The organism is Xenorhabdus sp. SGI 60, from assembly GCF_056632175.1.
The window spans coordinates 3,007,146-3,023,232 of the sequence record NZ_CP196860.1; the positions used below are offsets into that span (position 1 = coordinate 3,007,146).

At 36.6% G+C, this 16,087-nt stretch carries 17 protein-coding genes; 3 read left to right on the top strand and 14 right to left on the bottom strand.

The annotated features are described in order from the left end of the window. Positions 1–5: 5 nt before the first annotated feature. From ACSJJG_RS14015 to ACSJJG_RS14055, 9 genes are all read right to left on the bottom strand, one after another. Positions 6–1,652, bottom strand: a complete 1,647-nt coding sequence (locus ACSJJG_RS14015) for a TraI domain-containing protein (RefSeq protein ID WP_189758010.1) — start codon at positions 1,650–1,652, stop codon at positions 6–8. Between the two features lie 140 nt (positions 1,653–1,792). Then, a complete protein-coding gene (locus tag ACSJJG_RS14020; protein ID WP_189758009.1) occupies positions 1,793–3,286 on the bottom strand; it encodes a UvrD-helicase domain-containing protein in 1,494 nt (497 codons plus the stop codon). Positions 3,287–3,437: 151 nt separating this feature from the next. Then, positions 3,438–3,635: a hypothetical protein gene (locus ACSJJG_RS14025; protein WP_189758008.1), complete on the bottom strand. Its 198-nt coding sequence runs from the start codon at positions 3,633–3,635 to the stop codon at positions 3,438–3,440. Positions 3,636–3,698: 63 nt separating this feature from the next. Continuing rightward, a complete protein-coding gene (locus ACSJJG_RS14030; RefSeq protein ID WP_189758007.1) occupies positions 3,699–4,007 on the bottom strand; it encodes a hypothetical protein in 309 nt (102 codons plus the stop codon). Positions 4,008–4,355: 348 nt separating this feature from the next. Beyond that, positions 4,356–4,634, bottom strand: a complete 279-nt coding sequence (locus ACSJJG_RS14035) for a hypothetical protein (RefSeq protein WP_189758006.1) — start codon at positions 4,632–4,634, stop codon at positions 4,356–4,358. 83 nt (positions 4,635–4,717) lie between these two features. Continuing rightward, a complete protein-coding gene (locus tag ACSJJG_RS14040) occupies positions 4,718–4,948 on the bottom strand; it encodes a hypothetical protein (protein ID WP_189758005.1) in 231 nt (76 codons plus the stop codon). Further along, positions 4,948–5,568 (bottom strand): hypothetical protein, encoded by a 621-nt coding sequence (locus ACSJJG_RS14045; RefSeq protein ID WP_189758004.1) that lies wholly within the window; start codon positions 5,566–5,568, stop codon positions 4,948–4,950. Before ACSJJG_RS14045 ends, ACSJJG_RS14040 begins: the two co-directional genes overlap by 1 nt. Before the next feature lie 363 nt (positions 5,569–5,931). Beyond that, on the bottom strand, positions 5,932–6,534 hold the full coding sequence (locus ACSJJG_RS14050) for an SGNH/GDSL hydrolase family protein (protein WP_189758003.1): 603 nt from the start codon (positions 6,532–6,534) through the stop codon (positions 5,932–5,934). Next, a complete protein-coding gene (locus tag ACSJJG_RS14055; protein ID WP_189758002.1) occupies positions 6,531–7,454 on the bottom strand; it encodes an integrase domain-containing protein in 924 nt (307 codons plus the stop codon). The genes ACSJJG_RS14050 and ACSJJG_RS14055 overlap by 4 nt, the downstream gene beginning before the upstream one ends. A 1,083-nt stretch (positions 7,455–8,537) precedes the next feature. Here ACSJJG_RS14055 and ccdA point away from each other — a divergent pair. From ccdA to ACSJJG_RS14070, 3 genes are read left to right on the top strand one after another with little or no spacing between them, the layout of a single operon-like run. Further along, positions 8,538–8,756 carry a type II toxin-antitoxin system antitoxin CcdA gene (gene ccdA / locus ACSJJG_RS14060; protein WP_189758001.1) on the top strand — a complete coding sequence of 73 codons (219 nt, stop codon included), beginning with the start codon at positions 8,538–8,540 and terminating at the stop codon, positions 8,754–8,756. Further along, positions 8,757–9,065, top strand: coding sequence for a type II toxin-antitoxin system toxin CcdB (gene ccdB / locus ACSJJG_RS14065; protein ID WP_189758000.1), 309 nt, complete (start codon positions 8,757–8,759; stop codon positions 9,063–9,065). 59 nt (positions 9,066–9,124) lie between these two features. Beyond that, complete coding sequence (locus ACSJJG_RS14070) at positions 9,125–9,478, top strand: hypothetical protein (RefSeq protein ID WP_189757999.1); 354 nt, start codon at positions 9,125–9,127, stop codon at positions 9,476–9,478. A gap of 182 nt (positions 9,479–9,660) precedes the next feature. Here ACSJJG_RS14070 and ACSJJG_RS14075 read toward each other — a convergent pair whose 3' ends face one another. The 5 genes from ACSJJG_RS14075 to xyeB form a co-directional block, all read right to left on the bottom strand. Beyond that, positions 9,661–10,503, bottom strand: coding sequence for a pepsin/retropepsin-like aspartic protease family protein (locus ACSJJG_RS14075; RefSeq protein WP_189757998.1), 843 nt, complete (start codon positions 10,501–10,503; stop codon positions 9,661–9,663). A 182-nt stretch (positions 10,504–10,685) separates the two neighbouring features. Then, positions 10,686–10,835, bottom strand: coding sequence for a hypothetical protein (locus tag ACSJJG_RS14080; protein WP_189757997.1), 150 nt, complete (start codon positions 10,833–10,835; stop codon positions 10,686–10,688). Positions 10,836–11,151: 316 nt separating this feature from the next. Further along, the gene (locus ACSJJG_RS14085) at positions 11,152–13,299 is read right to left on the bottom strand and encodes a peptidase domain-containing ABC transporter (RefSeq protein WP_189757996.1); all 2,148 of its coding nucleotides are present in this window, start codon (positions 13,297–13,299) and stop codon (positions 11,152–11,154) included. A 4-nt stretch (positions 13,300–13,303) separates the two neighbouring features. Beyond that, positions 13,304–14,485: an HlyD family secretion protein gene (locus ACSJJG_RS14090; RefSeq protein WP_189757995.1), complete on the bottom strand. Its 1,182-nt coding sequence runs from the start codon at positions 14,483–14,485 to the stop codon at positions 13,304–13,306. A gap of 190 nt (positions 14,486–14,675) precedes the next feature. Then, positions 14,676–15,854 (bottom strand): cyclophane-forming radical SAM/SPASM peptide maturase XyeB, encoded by a 1,179-nt coding sequence (gene xyeB / locus ACSJJG_RS14095; RefSeq protein WP_189757994.1) that lies wholly within the window; start codon positions 15,852–15,854, stop codon positions 14,676–14,678. Positions 15,855–16,087 lie beyond the last annotated feature (233 nt).

The window sequence follows — 16,087 nt, forward strand, 5'->3', positions numbered from 1 at the left end:
TAGTATCATTCTGAGGAAAAATCGACGAAGAGACTGTCTGGGGTGAATTCAGAAAAAATCAAACTCATTTTCACTAAATATCCGCTAGCACGTAAAAATTTATTATTTTTACATGCTTCCTCTGTAACAGGAACTGGATATATTTTGCATGTGTAATGGCGTTTTCTTCTGTTTCCCTTCTTTTCGACTCTATGCACATTCAATGACTCGAATGCAGATAATAATTGCTTATGATCGATTTCTAGTTCTGGGTGTTGGCGCAAAAAAAGAAAAAAGATTGCTGGAGTTTGTAAAAATACAAACCCTGCAACGCAATGTACTTTTGCGCTAGCAGTGTTGTACTCAATTTTTTCAGCCTGCAACCCTTGTTTAAGCCATTGCCAAAATTTGACCTTCAATGGTTCATTTTTTCCTTGTTCTTGTCCATCCATCCTTATGTGTGCTTCCTCTGTGTCCTTTTCCTCTCTCCCTTTAAGAAACACATTTTCTTCTATAATTTCAACTGATTTATTTTCAGCAAGTGAATTATTTCTAATTTTACTTTCACCATTGGGCAATTCATGCTCAACATGTTGATTTTTCAAACTATTTAATGATGAACTATCAACACAGTTGTCTTGCTCTTTTTGTGCTACTTCTTCTTCTTTTATGTCTAAAAGCGACATTGCTGTTTTTAAATCATCACTAATAGCTTCTTTTGTGTTCACTACAAAAGCAGTTTCTGATAGTTCCTCTTTTTGGGACGTAGTTTCATTAAATGCACTTTTTAGTGACACTATATCTAAACTCTGCGTTTCTTCTTGAATTTTGTTTGCATCACTCTGTGTGTATATTGCAGATTGGGTTGGAGGTATAATGCTAATATTTTCAGTTGGTTCTAAAACAGAATTATTAATATTTTTTCCTATAACATCATTTATATTTGGCAACTTATTTACAGCTTCATCTATCAAATTACTAACATCTCTTCCACCTTCCCATTTTCCTACCATACAGTGCATTAAAGCTTGTAGTGCCACAGGAGTTTCACTCAACCAGTAAATAACTTTTTCTGGTAACAGTGTATAGCTCATTAATGCACCTGAGACAGAACGCAATTCCTCTAAATTTGAACTATTAGGCTTGGATCTAAATCGGTAGGCTTTATTTGGTGTCACTACTCCAGGCATCCAGCACGTTTGATCTATATACTCTCCATCAAATTGTCCCATCAACGGTAACCAATGAAACATTGATGCATAAAAGACTACCGCGTTCCAAGCGCTGCTTTGACTAGATTGTTCTTCCGGTAATGCTCCGGTTGGCAATAACTTTTTTTTTGATAGTCTGACTGAATAGACCATGGTAAGTAATGTAAGGTCAAGCAGCCCTCCTTCCAGAGCAAAAATTCCCCGATTAAACGCTGGCAAGTTCTGAATTCGTTCTGCGGCTGAAGACAATGGGAATAAAAAAAATTCTTGATATTGTGCTTTTGATAGAGAAGCATTTTCCCAAAGTTGCTGTAAGCAATTCTTACGTAATGTAGTATTAAACAAGTCACATGATTTTTTAGGCAGAAAATAACCATCTGGTGCAACGGGTATCTCGCTTTTAGATTTGTTTCCCCCCGAAACATCGAAACTACTATTTAACCACTTTTTAAATATCTTCATATAAATCTTCCGGTAATTTCAGTAAAACATTAAACACACTTTCCATGATTTTTTAGGTAAAAAAAATAACCATCTGATGTAACGGATATCTCGCTTTTAGATTTGTTTCCCCCCGAAACACCGAAACTACTATTCGATTTTTAAACATCTTCGCATAAGTCTTCTGATGATTTCAGTAAAACATTAGATACACTCTGATCAACTAAATTTTCTTTTGTTAAATTATTTCCGTTCTCAAGTACGCTTTGAATAATGTCGTTAATCATAAGCTTTTTACGAGCACGAGTTGCAGCAACATAAAGCAAATTTATTTCATCTCTTCTAGACAGTTCTGTTAATTTAGGATCAAATAAATCAGGGAAATCATTATTTAACTCAACAAATTCCCATTCTAATCCCTTAGCTCTATGCGCCGTTGAAACCGTTATATTCGCGTTACTTTCATTAGTTATCGCAAATTTGCGCATTATTTCTAAATTTTGGGGTAACGGAAAATATCGTTCTAACAGATTGATAGATTGCATCATTTCAACATCTTGTGTGGCCCTGGCTATTCGGCAATATTCATCATAATTTTTGTAGTCCCGCATTAAACGAGGCTGTTGTACTTTTTGTGGCATATCTACCGAGAACCAATACAAATCTTCTAACTCTTCAGTTCGATAAGCTTCAATCCCTCCAACCCAATATACTGATTTTTTTTCTCTTGCTGCTCCTAGTGCTGTATCAATTACACCTGCCACCGTTCGGCTCAATACTGCTTTATGAGGTACATCAAATTGTTGTGGTAACAAAACTTCATCTTCTTCCCCTAACCCAATAACTTGGTGAGTTTCACCATCAAAGGCAAGTAACGAATTCGCTATCTCAGCAACATGTGAACCAAAACGAAAGCTATTTGTTAGCCATAAACGATCAGCATCAGCTAGTTGTGGCACATCCAAGGCATTATCTGCTCCCCGAAAACGGTAAATTTGTTGATGTTTATCGCCAACTAAAATTACATTTGTATGCTGATTCAAAACAATCGCATGAATGACAGGGTTAGCATCTTGGGCTTCATCAAACAAAATTGTTTGATAGTTGCGAGATAAATCAGGTTGAGATAATTGATAAAGTTTCAAATAAGTATCATGTGTAATCGGAAAGGAGTCATTCAAATTTTTCATCAAATTCCAAATATGCTCTGATCTTTGAATTATTTTAATTGGGTCAATGCCCTCTATTACTTCTTCATCTGGGCAATGAATTAACTTTATTTTTCCATCAGCACTAGATAGAAAACGATTTAACGTACTTTGAACCCTATGGATTAATGACCAATGTCGAGTATTTAAAGCCCGCGCAATGTCTGTAATACGTAGTTGATTAACCAGTCTATGCTTGTAATGACGACCTTGGGTTGACCAGGCTAATTGGTGTGATGTTTTACAGTCAACATTAAAAGGAAATTTACGTTCTGCTTCTTCTCTTACGGAACGATTAAAAGCCAAATAGAGCATCGAAACTTTAGGATTAGCTAACGCATAATTTACTAATGTACATGTTTTCCCTGTTCCCGCAAATGCATTTACTACTAATTTCGAACCATTCCATTCTACTACTGCTTTTTGTTCATCCGTCAGCGTAAGCATAAATAGCACCTCTATTTTAAAGTAGCCAATTTAATTTACGGTAATAATTAAAAACGCGGGGACTTAAGTACAGTAAAAATTCTTTTTGTGTATTGATAAAAAAACGCCTCCGAAGAGGCGTTCAGTAAAAGTATCTCGAAGAAGCATTTTTTTAATAAGAAACTGATATTTTCGATATATCTATCGGTATTCCTATCTTATTAAAAGTTTCTGCGGGAGACAGACCTTGTTTAATAAAACTTTTTACTGTTTTATCATCATTTAAAACTGTACCACTTAATGTCATACCAACATGTTGCATTAACAACATATGCGCCAGCAATTTGAAGCGAATAATGTCATATCGCATAAATTCCCTCTATGCTACTCTACTTTTGTATTTTCGATCCTGGTTAATAATAAATCAATTTGATTATTTTTTAATAAACAGAGGCAGCACTTTAATTGCTTTCTGCGGTTTCCATTTAACAAATCCATCCAGAATATCGCGCAGTTCGGAATATTTCATTCCTCTTTTCTTAGCGTGTGCTTTAATTAAATCCTTATCAACGAGCGCCCATAATTTTTTAGCTGCTTCTTTATTTGTATTAAAATCATATTTGATACACTCCTGCTTGTCTTTTTTCTGCCTAGCTTGCTCAGCTTTCCATTTGTCAATCTGGTTATCGATATTCCCACGTTTATGCAGTGGAATATTTAAAAGCCCGTGGTCTAATGACATATTGTCATACCTTAATTATCTGTTTAGAAGAATAATTGCATTGGTAGGTAACATACCCCCAAGCTGTTTAGTCGCAGAACGCTAAATAGGTTTTCATAATACTGAGAGTATCAGATGTTGGAGTTCCTTACCCCGCGCTCCGCGCGGGGTAAGGAATACTCCTAAGATAAAAATGCGTACTCCCCCTAGGCGGTGAGAGTACACCGCCTGGTGAAAAGTAAGTAAGATTAGAGTATTAAATCAGCCATCTGATTTTTACCACCACGCCCAAAAAAATAGATCGTGGTTATCAAAATCAAAAGATTTCAGCGTACTGCTAACCCAGTTTTTTACTTCTTCAACATCCGATCAATAATATTGATCATATTCAGTTGAACCAAAGAAAAAACCATCTTCTGTAGGGAATATTGTCATGCAATTATCTTTTGTCAGTCTATTTAAATCTGCTAATAATTGTTCTAACTTTTGTTTTGGTATCAATATACTTTTGCAATTATCGACACTTTGAACATTGTAATTAACCCAACGAAAAAGCGAGTTAATTTTTCGAAAATATCCCACTTGTGTATCATAATCAACACGTTCTTTCTGTTTTTCACCTGAAAAAAAGTGAATATCAAGTCCCATTTTTTATTCCTCATATAATAAAAACAAAGACAGGGACTTTCCCGCAGGAAAGTACCCTGCGGGGTTGGTCAATTAAGTTATTATTAATTATCTTCAGTCTTCACTGGTAGTTCATCCCATGAAACAAAATAATGATTGCGATAATAGCCTTCCTCAACTTGGATTATTCCGTGGTTTCCACATTGAGTACATATAGCATCATCATTTTCACAGAGAAAATCATCATCGCCATCAGTTAGATACACTCCTTGATATCCACAATTTTCACATGGTTCCAACCAATTGATGAATACTTTCGTAAGTATATTTCCCATTAGGCGTTCCCTCTAAAGCGGCTCTTCCATGAAATTATGGTGTCTTGTGAAAAAAAAGCATTTGCATTTATTTCATCATGTAACTGATATTTAGAATCTACAACGTGCAATAACAATAAACCAGCTTTATGCCACATTTGTCTGGCTGTTTCATAGTCATTCCAACGGTGCTCACCAGATCCTTCGTCCCAAAATTTTTTGTGCATTTTGTATAATTCAGTTTCATTTGTAATAGGGTGTGCCCAAGTGATGCCACCATTTAATAACTCACCACCTAACACTTTTCTATTATGACGATCATAAATGATTACAGTCATAGGATAAAAATTAATCGGCCCCATATCACGCCCTAAATCAGGGTCATAATAATAATCCTCATCTTTATCCCGAAAAGGCCAGGAGTTTGCTTTATACATAATTTTGAGCTTATTAACAGCATCAGTAAATGTAGATGTTTCACAAATGATCAGAGTTCCTTTGTTTTTATAAGTACCATAAATCGAATCGTCTTCAGGATACTCAAACATACCTGTGACTTCGACCCTAAACTGTCTATGGTAAATATCCCAACGTAATGAAACGCCTGGCTCATAAGGTGTACGTAAGAACTTCTTACTCATAAGACTTCTCCATAATTAAATAAAATAGAGAAATCTTCCCAGGGGAAAATTTCCCCATTAGGTGAAAAGAATAATTGAAAATGTTACTGTCTATTGTTATGAAAAGTTTCTTAATCGCCTTAACGATCCCCGTTTTCAAAGAATAAACGGGTTTACCCAGAGTATTTACTGTCTGCTTTTTCAGGTATAGCAGATGGCGCAGTCACCCGAAAGCGTTCCTCTCAGACTACCGGAACATTAGTTATATAGCCACCCGAAAGCGCTCTTCTCAGGCTATTAGAGCATTAATAGATTGCACAAGGCAATGTAAGAACAACATTATTTTCTAACTAAGATTGCTACCTGTCAATAGCAAAAATAAAATTATAAAGATAACTTCAAATATTCCATCACTAGATTTGCTCCGTGCTTAGTAATATGGATTCCATCATCTGTTCTAATTTTTTTTCCATCTAAAAAACCTGTATACTTTTCACCCATCACAGCATTTTGTGTTATATCTAAATACGTAACACCTAATTGTAATAAAGATTTTTTAATAATATATCGTGTGTTTTTTAACAAAAAATCATGCTCCTTATTTTTTAAAAATGGGGGAGAAATCCAGATAATTTTTATGTCATAATTTTTACTCCTAATCCTGCCAATCAGTTCAAAAATAGAACGAGAATAATCAATTGAGTTTATTTCTTTATTGAAGTCGTTTGTTCCAATGCTTATAATAATGAGGTCATATTTATCAAAATCAATACGTTCAATAGCAGAAAACCAATCATACCTATGCCTATTTAAAAGCCCAGAGCCAACTTGGTAAAAAACATCCGCACTTTTATTAATTAAAGATTTATATGATTCACTATAAACATAACTTAAAGAGTCACCTAAAATTAAAGCCTTACAATATCCATTTAATGAAAAAAAGGAAAATAAAATGAAAGAAAATTTCATTGAATGAATAAAACTCATTCGTCACCTCCATTTACACTCTGGTAATATACTTGATTAATATACCTACCTCTACCATCACCATGACCTAAATCCATAGATACCTGTGCTAATATTTCTTTTTTATTAAATCCTGCTTTCTGATAATGGGCACTGAGTTCTTTAGCAACATAATATCGCATACTGTGAGGTGCTTTTTTACCAACTAATCCGGCTGAACGAACTATGTTTCTATAACGATCAACCGCCTGATGAATATTAGGTTTATCAATTAATTTACCATCACGTTCTTTCATCACATTTTCAGCATAATTAATAGCGTTTTTAAGTTGTTCATTATTTAAAATTGTAGTATCTCTAGGACGCCCGCCTTTTGTGCCAAAGACCACTCTGACAGAATGATGTCCATTGCTTAAAGATTGCTTCCACGTATTTATAGATTTACAAGCTTGAACAGCTTCTTTTGTTCTCAGCCCTAAAACATATGCCAATTGTAAAGTTGCAGCAACACCTTTATCAATTTTTTCTACTTCTTTAAATGCTTTCTTAAATTCATCGGGAGATAATGCTTCTTTTGTTCCCATACGGCTTGCGCCTGCTATTCCAAGAGAACGATTATTCAATCGTTCATTATTTGGATCAGCTAATTTATGTTTTCCTGCTTGTGAAAGAATACCACGCAATGCTGACATCTCATTTTGTAAAGTTCGATTGCTAATGTTTTCAGATTTTCTGTTTTCAATATACCCCTCGATATATTTAATTTTCAGGCTATCTAACTGACGTAATTTAATGCCCGAAGAATTCAAATAGTTCAGAAATTGTTTGGCTATTCGAGTGCGATCGGCCACCGTAGTAAAACTCCCTCCTGCTTTACGGGCACAAGTAATAAAATCTTTCTTAAATATTTCTACCTTTGATCGTGACGTTTTTTTATCCATAAAAACCTCCAATAGCAATAATGTTATGAATAATAAAAGTTATTTATAACATTATTGCCTTATCACAAATTGTTAGTTTTTCGTCATTACAGACGTTCCCTGCGTATCGGTTATGTGTGTCATCCTGACAGTCAGATATTGTGTAGCAGGGCGCTATCATGTTGAGTTATTGCAGGAGCGCGCTCTGTGCTCTGCACTGCGCTTTAATGCTCCCCGTTCAGAGCCTGCTACCAGGATGAACGCCTCAATATCTGGACTACTTATCTCCTATTTATCAAAAAGTTAGATTCATTATTAATTGAAACTAAAAGTCGAAGTTTTCCCAAGCGACCGTTCGTAAAACGGGCGCGTCGGGCGCTTTGTAAAAAATTTAAGACACTCTCTTACAACGTTTTGAAGCATACTAACTTTTGTCTTCATTTGGTAAAACCGTTTGAAAGGATGTCTTAACGTTAGCTGTAATGCGGTCTGGAAGTTTTACGCCTGGCGGCGTCACTTGGTAATCGCTACGCTTTTACTCAAGTGACGCCGCTCATCTTTCTACTCCCAATGCCGCTATTCGAAGATGCCGAAGATGCCAAATGTTCCAAATGGCATACCGTCATATTGAAGCTGGCAAAGTTCGCACAAAGCTCTCGACTTGTTGATAAAAAACGCATTGATGATAAAAACGTTTGATGTTTTTCTGCATCAAACAGCATGTTTGAAGGGGTTCATCTACATTTGACGAACTTTAGTTGAATATTTCTTAATCGCTTTAGCGATCCCCGTTTTCAAAGAATAAACAGGTTTACCCAGAGTATTTACTGTCTGCCTTTTCAGGTACGGCAAATGGTGCAGTCACTCGAAAGCGTTCCTCTCAGACTACTAGAACATTAGTATTTGCAATCACCCAAAGGCGCTCCTCTCAGATTGCTGGAACATTGATTGGTTACCATAAGGTAACGTTACAGCGATGAAAATCTTACACTTGTAGCTCATACTCGTCAATGATTGAAAACCACACACAAAAATCAGGTTGCTTTTTTTTGCACAAAGTACATACTTTAAATATGTATTAATAATATACACTTTAGGTGCATAATGAAACATAGAGTTAATGTAACAGTTGATAAAGAAAATTATCTAATTCTAAGCTCCGCTGGCATAAATATTTCAGGCTTTGTTAATGAAACCATGGCAAAGGAAGCTCAGCGCATCAAAGCTGAAAATTGGAAGGTAAATAATCGTAAAGGAATGGAAGAGGTTGCACAATTTATTACGCAATATGGCTCATTTGCTGATGAAAATAGGAACTGGTAAATGCAATTTATTGTTTATCAATATAAACGAAAAGAAAGCAAATACAGCCTGCTTATTGATGTGCAAAGCGACATTATTGAAACACCAGGAAGGCGTATGGTCATACCTTTGATTGAAGCGTACCATTTGTCAAACAAGGTAAGTCACCATTTATTTCCCATAGTGCAAATAGAACATAAAGATTATCGGCTTTTAACAACAGAGCTTTCAAGTGTCCCAGAGAACGCAATTGGAGAGAAAATTTCTGATGTGGCTCAATGGTCGTCAGATATCAAAGATGCACTTAATCTCTTATTTTGGGGAATTTAAATAATCGTTCTTGCATACTGAATGATACTATCTACTTATTATAGAATAAGGGTGGTTATATGCAAAAAGATCTAAAGGTGAGATCCCGAGGAGAATTTTGGGGGATAAAAGCAGCGTGTATCTGGAAACGCTGTTTTAATAAATTGAAAAGCTGGGATAAGACGTGCGTTAGTAAAGCGAAGAAAAATAATGTTCCTGCATGGATTGGTCATATTCCAGTATTTGTAGCAAGTGCCTTAGCCATAACAGCACTTATCTTAAGCACTATTATCACTATAATTACAGTGTCAATTTTCTTTATTATAATATTAGTTTTATCTAAAACACCTAGTGTAGAGCCTTTAAAACATGGGCATTACGATTTAGACGGATATCATTACCCTGATGGGAGTATTGATCAGAGTGATCCGTGATAATTATTTAGCATTAACGAAATTCCGCTTCCTCGCTTTAGCTGTTCGTTCCTCGCTCTGCTGCGGTACGCCTCAGCTAAAGACTGCGGCGAGCGTTGCGAGGGTGGAAGGTGGAGATTGTTTCCATCCTAATATAGGTTATCGAACGCTGTTTTGGTTTTTTGAAAGATAATAGACGTATTTTAGCTGTTATTAGGTAAACTAATTAGCACGCGGTCATTTGATATGATAAGAATTCTGTTTGAAAGAAAATCATCACCTAACAGGCCATCAAAATCTATCCGTTCATCTGGAATTTGATAGATAGCCGCAGATAACTTAATTCCATCAGGTGTTATAATAGTTTGCTTTGGGCAGGTCTGTGATAAATTGGCACACCCGTTCTTTGAACGAGTAAAAAGCACCGTATGACTTGCACCAGTATCAATAACCATGCGGTTTATCTTCTTACCTTCAGATAATACACTAATTTCTATCCCATTCCTTGTGCGAGTAAATGGAATAGATTGCCAACGATAGCCATCGGGAAGAGCTTTGAGATGATCGGTTATCGTCAGTACCTTTGAAGCGTAGTTGATAATAAGCGTTTTGTTTTTGGCAATACCCAGCCCCAACACGCCATCTATGATAAGTTGTCCCTTATTATCGAACATGCCGTTCCCCCACGGTTTAAAGAGTTCAACGTCAACATCTGAAAGGTGTTCACCATTAACAGTCATATTGGCCGTCCTTGCCACTACAGTAGATTTATCAACTCCAAAAACATCTACGGAATTTTGCACGGTTATTGTGTGATAATTCCGCTTTGGAAAAAGAGAATCAAAGATAGATCGAGGGAGATAAAAAGCACCAGACGCCCCAGTATCAACTGAAAGTCTTTTAATCTCTTCACCATTGATATTGAGCGAAACAGAAGGAGTTATATGCTCAAGGTAAACAATCGGTGCAGTTATATCTGCCTTTACTGCTTCAACTGGAACGATAGTAAGGCACAACAACAGGCACCGACTCAGAATTCTATTCATATTAAACAACCCATTAAGAGCAGTGGATGATATTTAATTCAAACTTTTTCCCCATCTTAAAACATAGCAATGAATAGTTTAGACTACAAATATTTTTGTTTTGGAATTAATTTATTTCATTCACATAATAATAGTTGATAAAAATTGTGTGGTCAATGACCACACAATTATATCACGTACTCTTATCTTCTATCCCATGTAGTTTTAAAAAATATACCATCATCATCAGATGAACCACCGCGAACAGCATCAAGTAGTTCAGACGCTTTTTGGCCCTTCTGATTTTTCAGGTTTGCAGAATTTTCCTGAATCACTTTCTGTAGTTCTTTCATATTAAGATCCTTAAAAAGATTGAAATAAAGAAGATAATAACCTAATTTGTGTTTTATTTTGCTAGCCTACAAGAATTAATTTATTAAAATTCATTTGTAAGCCACATTGTTTAATATATATTATTCCAGATTAAGATCAACAGTATTTTTACATAAAAAACAAATGCGTAACATCCGTAAAATATAAACATATCAACATAATATAATTAATATTATTAACGTTAAAAATTATAACTATAAGGGCTGATTACATATTCAAAGGATATCTCTAAAATGGTAACCTAAATACCCCGCGGGTTAATATGAACCCGTATCATCAATCAATGTGTTTGAGTGATTGCAAATACTCTTGAGGGGTTGTAAATACACCGTTAACCATATCAAAAACTTTGTCGGCCACAGCGATAGCATCTGGTCGATGAGCCGCAAAAAGACGCGTTATTTTCATGGCCTTAATGGCTTCGTTTATTTTCCGCTCGTTTTCGATATCCAAAGCAGATGTGGATTCATCCAATATGAGAATTTTAGGTCTTCTATAAAGTGCCCGTGCAATGGAGACTCGTTGTTTCTGGCCTCCTGATAACACACTCCCCATATCCCCAACCCTAGAATTATAGCCATCTGGCATCATCTCTATTCCATCATGAATAGCGGCCATCCTTGCACATTCATGCATAAGTTCAATGTCTGGCCTTTCGGCAAAGCCAGTAATATTTTCCTGTAATGAACCGGTAAACAAAAAATCATCCTGTAAAACATAGGAAACATGCTTACGATAAGCCTCAAGGCCAATGTTAGATATAGGAACACCGTTAATTTTTATAATCCCTTCAGTCGGTTCAAGCAGTGAAGCAAGAACATGAAGCAATGTGGATTTACCACAGCCTGATGGACCTACAAACGCAACACTTTCTCCTGATTCAACAGCAAAAGATAGTCTCTCAAAAATATAAGGTTCATTAGCTGAGTAAGCAAAAGACAAAGATGATATTTCTACTTTCCCGTTAAATTCCACAGGCAAATTTTGAGAGGCATCAGAGTGCATATTTTCGCTTTCGGTAAGGACTACATCGCTAAGCCGATTTGTATGCATTGAAAGCATTTTAAATTCATAAACAGCATCACAAAAATTAATCGTCCTTTGGATGAACATATCAGCGTACACCATGAAAGCAAACAGAACACCAACAGTAAAAAAACCATTTTCAGTCAACTGTGCACCAATATAGACAACCAAACATGCTGACAGCCCTGTGATAAACGCACTAATTAGCCGAAAAACGAGATCAATTCGAAAACGCTTGATATTTGCAGCAATGTTTTCAGTTGAGAGGTTCAACCATTTTATTTTTCTGTTAGTGCTCAGACACAGCATTTTGATCGCTGAAATACCGCGAACAGTTTCTATAAAATGTGAACTTTGAGCGGCAGTTTTACTGATAGATTCAGCCAGTGCGATTCTGTACATCCCAAAACAATACCATTTGATCAGAGCATAGAGCAGTGCCAGAAAAACTACACTAGCGCAAAGCACTACGCTGTAACTGCTCATGACTACCAATAATGCAACTGTAACCACCGCATCAAGAATCGCATTTACCATACGCGCAGTAAACGCCTCCTGAATTTGGTTTAGGGATTGTAGGCGAGATACAACATCGCCTAACTGGCGTTTTCCAAAGTAGGTAACAGGCAGACTGATTAATTTGCTCAAAAATCCTTCAGACCAACTTAATCCAATAGAATATTTAGCTGCGGTAATAATCCAGTCACGAAGCCATGTCAGCAGCATTCGCATAAAAAGCAAGGCAATAACAGCGGCTGAGATAACATTCAGGGCAAACATATTACTCGTGCTAAGAATGTTATCTATAATGAACTGTGAAGAAGCGGGGATAAGCAGCGTAACAAGTTCTATAGTCGCTGATATTGCAATGAGTCGTGCTATCACACCGCCTTTACCTTCTATCCCAGCTAGCATGTCTCTGATAGAAAGTGCTGAAGATACTTTTTTTCGCTCAAACGTAGCACTGGGTTTCATTTCGAGTGCTATACCAGTGAAGCAATCTGATAACTCAGAAAGCATTATACTGCGTTCGCCAACAGCCGGATCATGAATAGTTGCGCCTTTTCGGGACAGTTTTTTGAGCACCACAAAATGATTAAAAGACCAATGCAGGATACAAGGCAACGAAAGTGAATTCAGTTCTTCCAGTTCTACTTTTACGGGACAAGATGACAACCCTACTTTTTCACCTACGGTCACTATTTCCTTAAGGCTCATGCCATGTTTTGAAACATCAAAAAGTTTCCGCATAGAAAGAAGATCAGTATTGAAACCATGATAACTTGCGATCATAGCGATACAAGCAAGTCCGCATTCTGAAACTTCAGACTGAATGATTACCGGAAGAGATTTCCCGACAGAAAACGTTGAAAAAAAATCTTTCACATATTTATCCATAAATTTAATCAACCATTCTAAGCAGCCATCTATAAAGACGTTTTTCACCTGTTAAAATTGAGGCATCAACCTGCATTCCCTGTTTCAATGGTAAACTCGAACGCTCTTCAGGAATGGCTATTACAGTAAAGTACATGTCATCCTCCCGCCTAATTGCAGCCTCTGATATTGAGGCGACTGTAGCAGTAAATTTTCCGTATCTTCTCCACGGATAAGCCGATACGCGTAATTTCACCTTCTGTCCAATTTTTATTTCACCTGCTGATTCAGCACCTACCTGAAGTCGGACAACAGGCATCGCGTCACTAGGTATAACTACGGCCAAAACATCTCCGCGCGTTACATTATCCCCAATCATCTTATCTACCCCAGCCACTCTTCCATTTATGGGACTAGTGATTTTTATTCGTTCAACGACATCCAACTGTGCTAAGGATTGAGAAATTTGAGTAATTTCTTGATATACATCGTTTGTTTTTTCTTCTAATTTATGAGTTTTTATATCCATTTCAGTTTCAAGAGCGATGATATCAGCCTGCGTTTTGGTGATATTAACTAAAGTGTTTTGCATCTTTTCATCAGCCCGTAAGATTTCCTGCCGGGATTCATGAATCATCATTTCAGAAATGATCCCTTTTTTGCTGTGTTTTACAAATGAGTTGTATTTCTTCTGTGATTCGGTAAAAGCGTTTCGATTAATCAAAAGTAGTTCATGCAGTTGCTCCAACTCGTTTTTTTTATTAGCTATAGCGGTAGGTATTTTGATGAGAGCGCTTTCTCTTTCCTTCTCAAATAATACTAATTTTTCAGTAAGTAATTGTTTTTTTTCTGTCAGCGCAGCACGTTCCCTTTGAGAGATCAACCCTGATTCAGTCTTTATCTCATGCGAAACTACCATGATTTCCTGGCCTACGTTAACCTGTTGACCGTCAATGACTCCCAAACTCTCCGCTATACCATCCATCGGAGAAACGAGAGAAGATGCATTAGGATTAAAGATTACTCTTCCAGGAGCTTCTACATTAATCCCGTAAGATCCCCAAATGAGGCAGGAAAGCAACATTATGCCAGTCGCAGCACTTAGAATAAGGGGGAAAGTTGTTGATTGAGGGATATTAAGGGTATGCCTACCAATCCATGTGTTTTTACGATGAAAAATAGCTTCTTTACGAAATAATCCGTTCACCAGAAATCCTTAACTGTTATTAGTAATTAACAATCGGTTACTTCAATATCGATTACAAGTCTGTTAACCTCTTTACCGCTGATATTGATTGCTAAGAGGTTACAGACTCAAGGTGAACAATCGGCGAGGTTTATTTCTTCAACTGGAATTATCGTAAGATCCTGAGCCACACATACACTCAGAACTTTATTCATAATTCAGCAATTCCGATGTTTTTTGCGAGTTCATTTTCACTCAGGCCAAGTTCCACAAGGTAAGCAGCCCCCCGACCGAGTAATGCCGCCATTGTATCGCAATAAATCGTTTTATTGTTAAAGGCATTATCTCGCGAATACCTGTTTACAGGTTTTCCACCCGCACAAATTTTTTGCCAAATACATCCTTGGCAATCCACAGGTAAAGAGGATTCAATTTTGTGAAATTCGCGCATGGGTTGGCTGTTTACTATCTGAGCGTAAGTTGCATCTGCGATATTACCTATTGGTGTAAATATCTCTGAAACCGTTGAGCGCAAAGTATCATCAATGTAGATGTCACCAGTAGACGTAACAGTTATGGCTAAGGCTTCAAATCCTTCAGTCGGAGGCGTCACTCCCAATACTATATATTTCGATGATCCAGCCAGTCTAGTGAAGTAACTGGATAAAATTCTTACATCACAATTAGGATCACTTTGTTCAAACCAAGCATCGCAGACATCAATAAGAAAACGTTTAACTCCTTCTGTGTTGGTTGTATTTTCGTAATTGCTGTCAGGTAATAGAAAATCAAATCTTTTACACTGCATATCATGATAAAAGTGGTCAAAAAGTTCTTTACCACTGGCTTCGGGATCAATAACAGAAAGTATGGAGGGATAGTTAAGAATATTTCTTTCTTTCGCCGCTGTACACAATGCCTTATATCCGTTTAAGGTTGCCTCATATGAGCTACGCCCTTTGTGATCGATACGGTATTTGTCGTTTATGTGTTTCGGACCATCGATGGAAATGTTTACAGAAATATTAAACTTTTCAAAAATGGCAATCCATTCATTGTTGATCAAGGTTGCGTTAGTCTGTAATGCAAATCGCAACTCTGCCCCCTTGTAATCTCCAGAATTGAGCGTTTCACATAGGTAAATTAAACGCTCTTTCTTGAGCATCAATGGTTCACCGCCATGCAAATCAATTTGTATTACGTCTGGGTTAACATCTTCAGCAACCCTTTCTAAAAAACCTTTCAACCCTATTATAGTGTTGTGGGAAATAACTGGAGCACTGTTTAGTGCAATATCACTTCCCATATTAAACACATAACAATATGAACAGTTTAGATTACAGCGCTCGCTTATTTTGAGAATTACTTCTAAGTGATTTATTTTATTCATATTTAGCAAGCCATTAAGGAAGTTGGTAAAAACATGTTGTCATCGACCACACGTTGACGTAAAGATCCGCCTTCTATGAAGGCGGAATTAATTTCGCCCCAAAAGGACGTACTAATAAAATACCTAAAAATAAATCTCTACCAATTCTGATAATTTCAAATCTAAAGGCTAATAAAAGGCAGAGTCAAAACCTATTGCTGACCACCTCCACATAAGGTGGTCTTCAGTTAAGA

Coding starts and splice junctions, on each gene's coding strand:
- xyeB (WP_189757994.1), bottom strand. CDS start 15,854: ATGAATAAAATAAATCACTTAGAAGTAATTCTCAAAATAAGCGAGCGC.
- ACSJJG_RS14070 (WP_189757999.1), top strand. CDS start 9,125: ATGCAAAAAGATCTAAAGGTGAGATCCCGAGGAGAATTTTGGGGGATA.
- ACSJJG_RS14040 (WP_189758005.1), bottom strand. CDS start 4,948: ATGGGAAATATACTTACGAAAGTATTCATCAATTGGTTGGAACCATGT.
- ACSJJG_RS14015 (WP_189758010.1), bottom strand. CDS start 1,652: ATGAAGATATTTAAAAAGTGGTTAAATAGTAGTTTCGATGTTTCGGGG.
- ccdA (WP_189758001.1), top strand. CDS start 8,538: ATGAAACATAGAGTTAATGTAACAGTTGATAAAGAAAATTATCTAATT.
- ACSJJG_RS14075 (WP_189757998.1), bottom strand. CDS start 10,503: ATGAATAGAATTCTGAGTCGGTGCCTGTTGTTGTGCCTTACTATCGTT.
- ACSJJG_RS14055 (WP_189758002.1), bottom strand. CDS start 7,454: ATGGATAAAAAAACGTCACGATCAAAGGTAGAAATATTTAAGAAAGAT.
- ACSJJG_RS14020 (WP_189758009.1), bottom strand. CDS start 3,286: ATGCTTACGCTGACGGATGAACAAAAAGCAGTAGTAGAATGGAATGGT.
- ACSJJG_RS14045 (WP_189758004.1), bottom strand. CDS start 5,568: ATGAGTAAGAAGTTCTTACGTACACCTTATGAGCCAGGCGTTTCATTA.
- ACSJJG_RS14085 (WP_189757996.1), bottom strand. CDS start 13,299: ATGGATAAATATGTGAAAGATTTTTTTTCAACGTTTTCTGTCGGGAAA.
- ACSJJG_RS14050 (WP_189758003.1), bottom strand. CDS start 6,534: ATGAGTTTTATTCATTCAATGAAATTTTCTTTCATTTTATTTTCCTTT.
- ACSJJG_RS14035 (WP_189758006.1), bottom strand. CDS start 4,634: ATGGGACTTGATATTCACTTTTTTTCAGGTGAAAAACAGAAAGAACGT.
- ACSJJG_RS14030 (WP_189758007.1), bottom strand. CDS start 4,007: ATGTCATTAGACCACGGGCTTTTAAATATTCCACTGCATAAACGTGGG.
- ccdB (WP_189758000.1), top strand. CDS start 8,757: ATGCAATTTATTGTTTATCAATATAAACGAAAAGAAAGCAAATACAGC.
- ACSJJG_RS14080 (WP_189757997.1), bottom strand. CDS start 10,835: ATGAAAGAACTACAGAAAGTGATTCAGGAAAATTCTGCAAACCTGAAA.
- ACSJJG_RS14025 (WP_189758008.1), bottom strand. CDS start 3,635: ATGCGATATGACATTATTCGCTTCAAATTGCTGGCGCATATGTTGTTA.